A 12623-nucleotide genomic window follows, 5' to 3' on the forward strand; every position below is an offset into this window, starting at 1 on the left:
CGTCCTCCGCTATGGCCATTCGCCATCCCCTCCGCGGTTTTTGTCTGCTTGATCGTCCTGAAGGCTAGGTAGGTATGACAGCGCTGTAAAGGCCGGATGTAACCGTATTCATTGTTTCGACAATCCGCACCGCACCCGGCGGGGCCGTAGCGTCATGGTGGCCGGTGAAGGCAATGCGCGGATCGGTGCCGGTGCGGCTATTCCTCCAGCCCGCTGAAACCCCCGCCGGCATAATCGCTGAATTTCGTGATCTGCGGCTCGAACTTCAGCGTGACCTTGCCGGTCGCGCCGTGGCGCTGCTTGGCGATAATCAGCTCGGCGAGGCCATAGACACGTTCCATATCCATCGCCCATTTGGCATGATCCTCAAACACCCGCGCATCGTCGCCGTCGCGGGGTCGCTTGGGCTCCTTGGCCGCGACATAATAATCCTCGCGGTATACGAACCACACCATGTCGGCGTCCTGCTCGATCGACCCCGACTCGCGAAGATCGGACAGCTGCGGCCGCTTGTCCTCGCGCTGTTCCACGGCACGCGACAGCTGCGACAGTGCCATCACCGGCACGCCGATATCCTTGGCCAGCGTCTTCAATCCGCGCGAAATCTCCGAGATTTCCTGCACGCGGTTGTCGCTGCCCTTGCCCGACCCCTGCAACAGCTGGAGATAATCGACGACCACCAGCCCCAGCTCGCCGTCCAGCTTGCGCTGCAACCGGCGGACGCGGGTATGCAGGCCGGAGATCGAGAGGCCGGCAGTATCGTCGATATAGAGCGGCAACTGCTCGAGATCGGCGGCGGCGTTGGCGAGGCGGGTAAAATCCTCCTTGCGGATCTTGCCCATGCGCAACGCTTCGGAACTGATCGACGCCTGTTCGGCCATGATGCGCGTCGCCAGCTGATCGGCGGACATTTCAAGGCTGAAGAACGCGACCTTCGCGCCGACCGACTTGCCCTTTTCCATCCCCGCGCGCTGGTCGTCCATGTACCGCTGGGCGGCGTTGAACGCGATGTTGGTGGCAAGCGACGTCTTGCCCATGCCTGGCCGCCCGGCAAGGATGATGAGATCGCTGTGGTGCATGCCGCCGATCCGGCCGTTGACCGAATCGAGGCCGGTGGTGACGCCCGACAACCCGCCGCCCGAGTTCATCGCGCGCTCGGCCATGCGCACCGCCATCGTCGTTGCCTGCGCGAACGACTTTACCGCATTGGCCGAACTGCCCTCGGCCGCGACCTTGAACAGCGCTTCCTCGGCCGCCTCGATCTGCTTCTTGGGATCGACCTCGGTCGAGGTGTCGGTGGCATTCTCCACCAGCGTCCGACCGACGGTAATCAGCGCGCGCAGCTGCGCCAGGTCGTAGATCTGCTGCGCGATCTGCCGCGCACCGATCAGGCCCGCCTGCGACCCCGTCAGGTCGACGAGATATTTCTGACCGCCGCGCGGGGCGAGCAATTCGTCGCCATCGAACATCGGCTTGAGCGTCACCGGGCTGGCGATCATCCCCGTCCGGCGGACGTCGCGGATCCGTTCGAAGATGCGCGCGTGCAGCGGGTCGTAGAAATGCTCGGCCTCCAGCCGCTCGACCATGTCGTCGGCAAGGCCGTTGTCGATCAGCATCGCGCCCAGCAGCGCCGCCTCCGCGTCGACATTGTGGGGCACGCGCGGGGGTTGCGGGGGTGTTGCCCCGCCGATGCTGTGAACAGTGGCCATGCCCCCTTGTCCCAGACCTTGGCCTCGCGCTCAACCGCTTGACAGCGCATTTTGCGGTGGACGCCGTGCCGGGAAGCGGCAACAGGAGGCCATGGCCGATCCCCGGATCATCGACGTGACCCTCGACGAGCGCACCATCCTGTGGCGCAGCGCCGATATCGAACAGGAACGCCGGATCGCGATCTTCGACCTGCTGGAGGCGAATCATTTCGCCCCGCAACGCGAAACCCCGGACAACTATGCCGGCCCCTATCGCATCGCGCTGTCGGTACCCGAAGGACGCCTCGCGATCGAGATCGCGCGCGAGGACGGCACGCTGATCGAGACGCTGGTGCTCGGCATGGCGCGCCTGCGCCGCCCGATCCGCGACTATTTCGCGATCTGCGACAGCTATTACAAAGCCATCCGCCAAGCGACCCCGCACGAGATCGAGACGATCGACATGGCCCGCCGCGGCATCCACAACGAAGCGGCCGAGGCGCTGCGCGAACGGCTGGACGGCAAGGTCGCGATCGATTTCGACACCGCGCGCCGCCTGTTCACCCTGATCTGCGTGCTGCATATCAAGGGATGATGCGGACCCGGTTGATCCTTGGCTTGGGCGTAGTGCTGGCGATCGCGGCCGTCGTCACCTGGCGCTGGTCGCTCGGATGGCGCCCCGATGCGACGCGCTTTCCGGTACAGGGGCTGAGCGTTGCCGCCGCCGACGGACCGGTCGACTGGCCGATGGTGCGCGCGCGCGGCGCGGACTTCGCCTTCGTCACCGCATCGAACGGTACGGCGCGTGATCCCGCGTTCGAGGCGAACTGGAACGGTGCCCATGCCGCCGGGCTGCGCCATGGTGCGCTTCACGTCTTTTCCTTGTGCGAACCGACCGCCGATCAGGTCACCGCCTATCTCACCACCGTGCCGCGTGCCGCCGACGCGCTGCCCGCCGCACTGGCGCTCGATTTCGCCGCCGGATGCGAAACGCGGCCGACGCGCGCGCAGGTGCTGACCGCGATCCGCGGCTTCCTCGCCCCGGCCGAATATCATGACGGGCGGGCGATGATGTTGCGCATCTCCCCGGCGTTCGAGGCCGAGTACCGGGTCAGCGACGCGATCGTCCGCCCGCTCTGGGCGACGCGGCGCTTCTTCGAGCCCGACTATCTGGCGCGGCCGTGGCGATTGTGGCAGGCGAACCCGAAGCGGCGCGTCGAAGGCGTCGCCGACAGCGTCGCGTGGAGTGTAGCCGCCCAATGACCGATCCCGAAGCGTTGATCGACGCGGCCCGCCGCGCCGCCGTCCATGCCCATGCGCCCTATTCGCGCTTCGCGGTCGGGGCGGCGCTGCTGCTGACCGATGGCTCGATCGTCACCGGCACCAATTTCGAAAACGCCAGCTATGGCCTGTCGCTGTGCGCCGAAACCGTTGCCACCGCGACCGCCAGCGCTGCCGGCCGGCTGGGCGACATCGTCGCGGTCGGCATCGTCGGCGGTCGGATGGGGGCAGCGGACGTCGTATCCGTTCGCCCCTGTGGCCGCTGCCGGCAGGTGCTGAACGAAGCGGCGCAGATGGGCGGCCGCGACCTCGCCGTCCATTGCGCCGGGCTGGGCGGCGGCACCATCGAAACCTATCGTCTGTCCGACCTGCTGCCGCACGCGTTCGGACCGGCCGATCTCGGCATTGGGGGAATCGCATGAGCATCCTGTCGGACCACTGGATTCGCGAGCAGGCGCTGGCGACCGGCATGATCGAGCCGTTCGTCGAATCGCAGCGCCGGGAGGGCTGCATCAGCTACGGCCTGTCGTCCTATGGCTATGACGCGCGGGTGTCGGACGAGTTCAAGATCTTCACCAACGTCGATTCGGCGGTGGTGGACCCCAAGGACTTCGCGCAGAACAGCTTCGTCGATCGCAAGACCGACGTGTGCATCATCCCGCCCAACAGCTTCGCGCTGGCCCGCACCGTCGAATATTTCCGCGTACCGCGCGACGTGCTGGTCATCTGCCTCGGCAAGTCGACCTATGCCCGCTGCGGCATCATCGTGAACGTGACCCCGCTGGAGCCCGAATGGGAGGGCCATGTCACGCTGGAGTTCTCGAACACCACGCCGCTGCCAGCGAAAATCTATGCCAATGAAGGCGCATGCCAGTTCCTGTTCCTGAAAGGCGACCAGCCCTGCGGCACCAGCTATGCCGATCGCGCCGGCAAATATATGGGCCAGCGCGGCGTGACGCTGCCACGGTTGTAAGACTTCGACCGGTCGAAGGCGCTCGAAGGAAACGTCGCCCCAGCGAAGGCTGGGGCCTCGAGCGGCTCCTGTCCTGTGCCGTCACCGGAAGGTCCCAGTCTTCGCTGGGACGACGTCTGTTGCGATCCGGGTTTGTCAGGTGTTGCGAGATCGGAATAGACGCGCATTCTTCACGGCACGCGGCGGGGCGATCGTCTGCGGCACCTCCCACGGGTGCTGCCCGCCGCGCCGCACCGTCGTCACCCGCCCGGTCGACAGCGTCACCGCCACCCCGCCGGTCCGCGCCAGCATCTTGCGGTCGAGCTTCAGCCAACGCGGCCGGCATTTCTCCGGCAGACGCCGTTCGCTGACCACGATATCGGCGCGTGCGCACGCGGCGACCAGTTCCGCCCACGGCACCGCATAGCCGCTGCGCGTCGCGAGGATCGTCCAGCGCCGCCCGCCCGTCATGCGCGTCGCGACGCACAGGTCCGGGCTGCACCGCGCATTCGGTTGCCCGGACAGCGGCGGCAGGTCGCCGGTAACACCCCCGCCCTCACCCAGCGTCGATCGGACATAGTCGCCCGCCCGGTCGCGCAGGATCGCCATGCCGCCATCGTCGGTCGCCAGCGCCAGATGCCGCCCGTCCCCGGTCACCAGCAGGTCCGGCGCGGGCGTCGCCAACGCCCAGACTGCCCCCGCCACCACCGGCACCACGCCCCAGCGCCGCCACCGCGCGCGCCACAACGCGATCCACAGCCCGCCGACGACCATCAGCGCGAACGCCCCGTCCGGCATCGCCGGCAGCGCGGCGACCGACCCCGGTGCCGATGACACGCGGTGCGCGATCCACAACAATAGCACCAGCGACCGCTCGACCGCCCACCATGCCGGCGCACCCAGCCCGACCAAATCGAGCAGCAGCGCCAGCGCCTCCAGCGGCATGGTGACGAAGGTCGTCAGCGGGATCGCGACGATGTTGGCCAGCGCACCGTACAGCCCGGCCTTGTGGAAATGATACAGGCCGATCGGCATCAGCGCAGCCTCGACCACCAGCCCGGTCAGCAGCAGCGAAGCGAGGCCGCGCAGCAACCGCCGCCACACCGCCTCGTCGCGCGCCAGGAACCACCGGCGCACGCGCGGATGTTCGTGCAGCGCCACGATCGCGGTAACCGCGGCGAAGCTCAGTTGGAAGCTCGGTCCGGCCAGCGATTCGGGCAGGACCAGCAGCACCAGCAACGCGCCGGTCGCGATCATCCGCAGCGTGATCGCCTCGCGCCCCAGCGACAGCGCCGCCAGCACCAGCAGTGCGGCGATGCACGACCGCACCGTCGGCACGTCCGCCCCCGACAGCCAGGTATAACCCAGCGCCGCCAGCGCCCCCGCGCCGGCCGCCACCACCGGCAACCGGACGCGCAGCGCCAGCGGCGGGAACAGCGCGAGCAGTTTCAGCACCAGCGTCATCGTCGCCACGACGACCGCGGTCACGTGCAGCCCGCTGATCGACAACAGGTGCGCCAGCCCCGACCGCCGCATCGCTTCCGCATCGACTTCGTCGATCGCCCCGCGGTCGCCGGTGACGAACGCCGCCGCGATTCCGCCCGCGCTGCCATCGACCCGTGCGACGATATGCCCGGTCAGTGCCGCGCGCAGCCCGGCATTGCCGGCATCGCCCGCCGCGACGACCCGGATCGGCGCAAAGCCGCGCCCGGTCGCGCCGATCCCCTGAAACCACGCGGTCCGCGCAAAGTCATAGGCACCCGGCAGCGCGGCGGACGGCGGCGGCATCAGCCGTGCGCGGAGCGAGATGCGGCTACCCGCGACGATCCCCGCCGGCACGTCGGTTTCCGCGACATTGACCCGCACCCGTGGCGGCAGCCCTGCCTCCATCCCCGGCCGCAACGTCAGTCGCACCAGGTCGCGCGCCGGCAACGGTTCGACCCGTTCGACCGTGCCGGTGAACGCCGCCACCACCGGGCGCGCCAGCACCGGCGCGGCGACCCGCTCCGCCCGCCACCACACCAGCGCACAGCCCAGCATCGCCAGCATGCCCGCCAGCGTGATCGCCCGCGCGGTCCGCGTTCCCCATGGCAGCACCATCCCTGCCAACGCGACCGACAGCGCCAGCAACAGGAACGCAGCCCACGCCCCCTGCCCCGGCAACAGGAACCACGCGGCGATGCCGGAGCCCAGCGCGACCGGCATCCACAGCGGCAATTGCCCCCGCTCGGCTTCCGCCAACGCCTCCAGCGCCCCGAGGAACCCGAACGGGGGGCGCACGGTTTGAAGCGTGCCGGGTGCCATGCTAGGGGCGGTCGCGGCTGAGTTTGCCATATCGTTCCACCCGATGTCTGGGAGCATCCGCGCTTGGGCGCAACCAATTCCGCGACGCCTGTCGTCACCCGTTTTGCGCCGTCACCGACCGGCTTTCTCCACATCGGCGGCGCGCGCACCGCGCTGTTCAACTGGCTCTATGCCCGCCGTCATGGCGGCCGCTTCCTGCTGCGGATCGAGGATACCGATCGTGCGCGCTCGACCCAGCCCGCGATCGACGCGATCCTCGACGGGATGCGCTGGCTCGGCCTCGACTGGGACGGCGACGCCGTGTTCCAGTTCGCCCGCGCCGATCGTCACGCCGCCGTCGCGAAGCAATTGCTCGACGCCGGCCATGCCTATCGCTGCTACGCCACGCCCGAAGAGCTGACCGCGCTACGCGACGGACAGCGCGCGGCCGGCAAGCCGATCCGCTACGACGGCCGCTGGCGCGATCGCGCACCGGAGGACGCTCCACACGGCGCGCCCTTCGTCGTCCGCCTGAAGGCGCCGAAGGAAGGCTCGGTCACGATCTCCGATCAGGTGCAGGGCGACGTCACCGTCGCCAATGCCGAACTCGACGATTTCGTCCTGCTGCGCTCCGACGGCACGCCCACCTATATGCTGGCGGTCGTGGTAGACGATCACGACATGGGCGTGACCCACGTCATCCGCGGCGACGACCACCTCAACAACGCCTTCCGCCAGCTGGCACTGATCCGCGCGATGGACGCGGTCGAGGGCGGCTGGCCCGATCCGGTCTATGCCCATGTCCCGCTGATCCACGGCGCTGACGGCGCCAAGCTGTCGAAGCGTCACGGCGCGCTGGGCGTCGAGGCATATCGCGACGAACTGGGCGTGCTGCCCGAAGCGCTGAACAATTACCTGCTGCGTCTGGGCTGGGGCCATGGCGACGAGGAGATCATCAGCCGCGAACGCGGGACCGAGGTGTTCGACCTTTCGGGTGTCGGCCGTTCGCCGTCGCGCTTCGACACCAAGAAGCTGCTGAACCTCAACGGCCACTACATCCGCGAAGCCGACGACGCCCGCCTGACCGACCTGGTCGCCGGGCGCCTGCCGGCCGGGATCGACCGCGATCTGCTGCACCGCGCCATGCCGGTGCTGAAGGTCCGGGCGGCCGATATCAACGAACTGGCCGCCAACGCCGCCTTCTTCTTCCGCTCCCGCCCGCTGGCAATGGACGATGGCGCGACCGCGCTACTGACGCCCGACGCCCGTGCGATTTTGTCGCAGTTGCACGACGCGCTTGACGCACTCGCAGCATGGGATACGGAGACAATCGAAGCTGCGGTACGCGAAGTGGCGGAGGCGGCGGGGTTGAAGCTGGGTGCTGCCGCGCAACCGCTTCGCGCCGCGCTGACGGGCTCGCGCACCTCACCGGGTATCTTCGACGTGCTCGCCCTGCTGGGTCGCGACGAGAGCCTGGGCCGCATCAAAGACCAGATGGCCGCACCGGCCGCATAACGAGACAGGAGACGCCAGATGGCCGATAACGCGAAATTGCAGGTTGCGGGCAAGGACGTCGATTTGCCGGTACGCTCGGGCACGATCGGTCCCGACGTCATCGATATCCGCAAGCTCTATGCCCAGACGGGCGCCTTCACCTACGATCCCGGCTTCACCTCGACCGCCAGCTGCGATTCGGCGCTGACCTATATCGACGGCGACGAAGGCGTACTGCTCCACCGCGGCTATCCGATCGGGCAGCTGGCCGAAGGGTCGAGCTTCATGGAGGTCGCCTATCTCCTGCTGAACGGCGAACTGCCCTCGGGCGACGAACTGAACAAGTTCACCGGGACGATCACCCGCCACACCATGCTGCACGAACAGCTGGCGGGGTTCTACCGCGGCTTCCGTCGCGATGCCCACCCGATGGCGGTGATGTGCGGCGTCGTCGGCGCGCTGTCGGCCTTCTACCACGATTCGACCGACATCACCGATCCGCACCAGCGGATGATCGCGTCGCACCGGCTGATCGCCAAGATGCCGACGATCGCGGCGATGGCGTACAAGTACAGCGTGGGTCAGCCGTTCATCTATCCGAAGAACGACCTGAGCTACACCGGCAATTTCCTGCGCATGACGTTCGGCGTGCCGGCCGAGGAATATGAGGTGAACCCGGTCGTCGAGAAGGCGCTGGACCGGATCTTCATCCTGCATGCCGACCATGAACAGAACGCCTCGACCTCGACCGTGCGCCTTGCCGGTTCGTCGGGTGCCAACCCGTTCGCCTGCATCGCGGCGGGCATCGCCTGTCTGTGGGGTCCGGCGCATGGCGGCGCGAACGAAGCCGCGCTCAACATGCTGCGCGAGATCGGCACGCCCGACCGCATTCCGGAATATATCGCCCGTGCCAAGAACAAGGACGATCCGTTCCGCCTGATGGGCTTCGGCCACCGCGTCTATAAGAACTATGATCCCCGCGCGACGGTGATGCAGAAGACCGTGCGCGAAGTGTTCGATTCGCTCGGCGTCAACGACCCCGTGTTCGAAACCGCGCTGCAGCTGGAAGAGATCGCGCTGAACGACGACTATTTCCGCGAGAAAAAGCTGTTCCCGAACGTCGATTTCTATTCGGGCGTCATCCTGTCGGCGATCGGTTTCCCGACGACGATGTTCACCGCGCTGTTCGCGCTGGCCCGCACCGTCGGCTGGGTCGCGCAGTGGAACGAGATGATCTCGGACCCCGAGCAGAAGATCGGCCGTCCGCGCCAGCTCTACACCGGCCCGACGCAGCGCGACTATCTACCCGTGGGCAAGCGCTGACATGCGCTACGTCCGGCGCACGCTCACGATCGTTGGCGCGATCCTCGCGTTCGTCGGACTGTTCTGGCTGGGTCAGGGGATGGGGATCATCCGCTGGCCCGCCAGTTCCTTCATGATCGACCAGTATCTCTGGGTCATTACCGGATCGGTGACCGCCGCGCTCGGCCTGCTGCTGATCCTGATCGCGCGCCGCCTGCCGCGCCGCTGATCGCGCCGGCCGTCACCGCGGCTGGCCCTGCGCGAATTTTGCGCATATTTCCTCTCAGACTTTCGAATGACGCTCACGCCGCGCAAACGTTAACCCGCCGTCGCGGCCGCCGACGTCGTACCTGCGCAACGCGCGACGACATGGTTAACGGCATCGACCGCAGGCGATCCGCCGGAACTTCGGGACCGCTGGCGCCTGCGCCGTGCTTAAATCGATCTTAAGCAGCCGCTGCGAAGCAACTCCCAGTCATCGGGGGGTTCTACCATATGCCGTCTACGATCTTCTTGCCGCCCGACGTGACGATGGAGTCGGTCGGTACCGTCGCCGACGCGCTACGCGACCTGCCGCCGGATGTGGACATCGTGCTCGACGCCGCCGGGCTGACCGCCCCCGACCTCAGCGTCGTGCAACTGATCGAGAGCCTGCGCGCCGAGGCCCGGCTGCGCGGCACCGCCGTCCGTCTGGCAACCCCCGCCGACGACACGCTCACCGCCCTTCTCCACCGTGCCGGGTTCACCGACGCGATGACCCCCGACGACAACGCTTTCTGGTTCCACGGAGTACCGCTGCAATGACCGCTTCCATTCTCGCCGTCGACGATTCCGCCAGCCTGCGCATGGCGATCCGCATCGCGCTGACGGGTGCCGGCTACAGCGTGACCGAGGCCGGCGACGGCGTCGAAGGGCTGGCAAAGGCCGAGGCGACCAGGTTCGACATGATCGTCACCGACCTGAACATGCCGAACATGGATGGCCTGTCGATGATCCGCGAACTGCGCAAACAGCCCGCGCAGGCCGGGGTGCCGATCATCTTCCTGACCACCGAATCCGATCCCGAGATGAAGAACCAGGCCAAGGCCGCCGGCGCGACCGGCTGGCTGGTGAAGCCGTTCGTCCCCGATCAGCTGGTGAAGGTCGCACGCAAGGTACTCGGCCGGTGATCGACGATCCCGTCGCCGCCTTCCGCGTCGAGGCGGGCGAGGTGCTGGATCAGGTCGAACAGGGCCTGCTCGACCTCGGCCATCGCCTCGACGACACCGATCTCGTCAACGCCGTGTTCCGTGGGCTGCACACGCTCAAGGGGTCGGGCGCGATGTTCGGCTTCGATGCGCTGGCGGCCTTCACCCATCACTGCGAAACCGCGTTCGACCGCGTCCGCAAGGGACAGGTCCCCGCCACCGCCGGGCTGGTCGCGGTGATCCTGTCGGCGCAGGACCATATGCGCGCGCTGGTCGATGGCGATGCGCCGCAGGCGGAGGGCGACGTTATTCTCGCCCGGTTGCAGGCGGCGATCGACGAAGCGTCGGGCATCACGCCCGCTGCGCCAGGGGCGCCCGCCCGCGCCGGCTGGACCGTGTCGTTCAAGCTGCCGCTCGATGCGATGGCCAACGGCACCAACCCGCTGATGCTGCTGGATGAACTGCGCGAACTGGCCGACTGCACCATCGTCGCGCGCACCGACGCCGTCCCGCCGCTGTCGCAACTGGTCCCGACCGAATGCCATGTCGGCTGGGACGTCACGCTGGTCGGCGACGTCAAGCGCGACGATATCGAGGACGTCTTCATCTTCGTGATGGACGACATGGAACTCGCCATCGCACCGCTTGCGCTCGACGACGAACCGGAAAGCGAGCCCGCGCCCGTCGAGGAGGAACCGGCCCTCGCCGCACCGCCCGTCGCCGTCGACACCCCCGCCGCGCGTTCGGCCGCCAAGGCCGAGGAAAGCGTGCGCGTACCCGCCGGCCGGCTCGACGCGCTGATGGACCGCGTCGGCGAACTGGTGATCGCGCAGAGCCGCCTGTCGCAGCTCGCCGACCGGGGACAGGATCTTGTCCTGCGCTCGATCTCCGAAGAGATCGAGCGACTGGCCGGCGAACTGCGCGAGACCATGATGGTGCTGCGCATGGTCCCGGTCGGCTCGCTTTTCGCGCGCTTCCGCCGCCTGATCCACGACCTCGCCCGCGATACCGGCAAGGCGATCGAGTTCGAAACGGCGGGCGAGGCGACCGAAGTCGACAAGACCGTGATCGAACGGCTGTTCGATCCGATGGTCCACCTGATCCGCAACAGCTGCGATCATGGGCTCGAGACCGCCGACGACCGCACCGCCGCGGGCAAGCCCGCCGCCGGCACCGTCCGCCTCGCCGCGCATCAGGCGGGGGGCGAGGTCGTCATCACCATCCGCGACGACGGCCGCGGCATCGACCGCACCCGCGTCCGGGCAAAGGCGGAGGCGAACGGCCTGATCCAGCCCGACCAGCCGCTCAGCGACCACGACCTGCTGCAACTGATCTTCGCCCCCGGCTTCTCGACCGCGGCGACCGTCACCAACCTGTCGGGCCGCGGCGTCGGCATGGACGTGGTCAAGCGCACGATCGAGGGCCTGCGCGGATCGATCGACGTCCAGTCGACCGAGGGCGAAGGTTCGCTGATCGCCCTGCGCATTCCGCTCACCCTCGCCATCATCGACGGGCTGCTGGTCCGCGTCGGAACCGGCCGCTACGTCATCCCGCTGACCGCGGTCGAGGAATGTATCGAACTCTCGCTCGAGGACGATATGCGTCACCGCGGCCGCAGCCTGATAACGCTGCGCGAGAAGCTGGTGCCGTTCCTGCGCCTGCGCGAGGTGTTCACGACCGATACCCGGCCCGATCCGTTCCAGAAGATCGTGGTGGTCGCCACCCCGCAGGGGCGCATCGGGCTGGTCGTCGACCAGATTATCGGCAACCACCAGACGGTCATCAAGCCGATGTCGACGCTGCATCAGGGCGTCGCGACCTTTGCCGGTGCGACGATCCTCGGCGATGGCGAGGTCGCGCTGATCCTCGACATTGCCCAGATGATCGCGCTCGGCCAACCGCATCAGGAGACGCTGCGTGCAGCCGGATGACATGCAATCGACCGCCGTGCCATGGAACCACGACGACCGGCTCGAGGTCCTCGTCTTCGATCTCGGTGGGCAAAGCTTCGCTCTGGAAGCGGTCCTGGTTCGCGAGATTCTCGACATGATGCCCGAAACGCGGGTGCCGGGCGCCCCGGCGCTGGTCCGGCATGTCGTGAACTTTCGCGGCCGGATCATCCCGCTCGCCGACCTGCACCTCGCCTTTGGGATGGACGTCCCGGCGACCACCGCCGACAGCCGGATCGTCGTGATCGAGATCGACCTGGGCGGCGAACCGACGATCGTCGGCCTGCGCACCGACAAGGTGCACGAGGTCGCGACGTTCGATGCGACCGCCAGCGAGGGACCGCCCGTCGTCGGGCTGCGCTGGCGCCGCGACCATGTCCGCGCGCTGGTCCGGCATGGCGACGACGTCGTGGTCCTGCCCGATCTCGAGGCAATTTTCCTGTCCATCGCGCGAAGCGAAACTGCCGGCGCGGCTATCCATTGAAAT

13 protein-coding genes are annotated in these 12623 nt (G+C 67.7%); 11 read left to right on the plus strand and 2 right to left on the minus strand.

Translation table 11 applies throughout. From position 1 onward, the window contains the following. Positions 1-197: 197 nt before the first annotated feature. Entirely contained in the window at positions 198-1709 is a 1512-nt protein-coding gene (locus QLH51_RS04990) for a replicative DNA helicase (protein ID WP_125656370.1), read from the minus strand. Between the two features lie 91 nt (positions 1710-1800). Between QLH51_RS04990 and QLH51_RS04995 the strand changes: the two genes are divergently transcribed. The 4 genes from QLH51_RS04995 to dcd are packed head-to-tail and all read left to right on the plus strand — an operon-like array spanning position 1801 to position 3942. Then, positions 1801-2283, plus strand: a complete 483-nt coding sequence (locus QLH51_RS04995) for a UPF0262 family protein (protein ID WP_125656367.1) — start codon at positions 1801-1803, stop codon at positions 2281-2283. Continuing rightward, positions 2283-2951 (plus strand): GH25 family lysozyme, encoded by a 669-nt coding sequence (locus QLH51_RS05000; protein ID WP_164516103.1) that lies wholly within the window; start codon positions 2283-2285, stop codon positions 2949-2951. The genes QLH51_RS04995 and QLH51_RS05000 overlap by 1 nt, the downstream gene beginning before the upstream one ends. After that, complete coding sequence (locus QLH51_RS05005) at positions 2948-3391, plus strand: cytidine deaminase (RefSeq protein WP_125656362.1); 444 nt, start codon at positions 2948-2950, stop codon at positions 3389-3391. Before QLH51_RS05000 ends, QLH51_RS05005 begins: the two co-directional genes overlap by 4 nt. Then, positions 3388-3942, plus strand: coding sequence for a dCTP deaminase (gene dcd / locus QLH51_RS05010; protein ID WP_110149249.1), 555 nt, complete (start codon positions 3388-3390; stop codon positions 3940-3942). The genes QLH51_RS05005 and dcd overlap by 4 nt, the downstream gene beginning before the upstream one ends. Before the next feature lie 135 nt (positions 3943-4077). On the opposite strand, the gene QLH51_RS05015 is transcribed toward dcd, so the two are convergent. Next, a complete protein-coding gene (locus tag QLH51_RS05015) occupies positions 4078-6225 on the minus strand; it encodes a ComEC/Rec2 family competence protein (RefSeq protein WP_206428927.1) in 2148 nt (715 codons plus the stop codon). 63 nt (positions 6226-6288) lie between these two features. Here QLH51_RS05015 and gltX point away from each other — a divergent pair, with 63 nt between their 5' ends. The 7 genes from gltX to QLH51_RS05050 all read left to right on the plus strand — a co-directional run bounded on the left by gltX (position 6289) and on the right by QLH51_RS05050 (position 12620). Beyond that, a complete protein-coding gene (gene gltX, locus QLH51_RS05020) occupies positions 6289-7719 on the plus strand; it encodes a glutamate--tRNA ligase (RefSeq protein WP_125656359.1) in 1431 nt (476 codons plus the stop codon). An 18-nt stretch (positions 7720-7737) separates the two neighbouring features. After that, the gene (gene gltA, locus QLH51_RS05025; RefSeq protein ID WP_125656356.1) at positions 7738-9021 is read left to right on the plus strand and encodes a citrate synthase; all 1284 of its coding nucleotides are present in this window, start codon (positions 7738-7740) and stop codon (positions 9019-9021) included. 1 nt (position 9022) lies between these two features. After that, positions 9023-9229, plus strand: a complete 207-nt coding sequence (locus QLH51_RS05030) for a hypothetical protein (RefSeq protein ID WP_125656354.1) — start codon at positions 9023-9025, stop codon at positions 9227-9229. Between the two features lie 266 nt (positions 9230-9495). Next, complete coding sequence (locus QLH51_RS05035) at positions 9496-9804, plus strand: STAS domain-containing protein (RefSeq protein WP_125656350.1); 309 nt, start codon at positions 9496-9498, stop codon at positions 9802-9804. Then, positions 9801-10169 (plus strand): response regulator, encoded by a 369-nt coding sequence (locus QLH51_RS05040; protein ID WP_125656347.1) that lies wholly within the window; start codon positions 9801-9803, stop codon positions 10167-10169. Before QLH51_RS05035 ends, QLH51_RS05040 begins: the two co-directional genes overlap by 4 nt. Further along, positions 10166-12118: a chemotaxis protein CheA gene (locus tag QLH51_RS05045; RefSeq protein WP_125656344.1), complete on the plus strand. Its 1953-nt coding sequence runs from the start codon at positions 10166-10168 to the stop codon at positions 12116-12118. The genes QLH51_RS05040 and QLH51_RS05045 overlap by 4 nt, the downstream gene beginning before the upstream one ends. Continuing rightward, positions 12105-12620, plus strand: a complete 516-nt coding sequence (locus QLH51_RS05050) for a chemotaxis protein CheW (RefSeq protein ID WP_125656341.1) — start codon at positions 12105-12107, stop codon at positions 12618-12620. The genes QLH51_RS05045 and QLH51_RS05050 overlap by 14 nt, the downstream gene beginning before the upstream one ends. The last annotated feature ends 3 nt before the right edge of the window (positions 12621-12623 follow it).

The organism is Sphingomonas sp. 2R-10 (genome assembly GCF_030062225.1).
Classification (GTDB): domain Bacteria; phylum Pseudomonadota; class Alphaproteobacteria; order Sphingomonadales; family Sphingomonadaceae; genus Sphingomonas.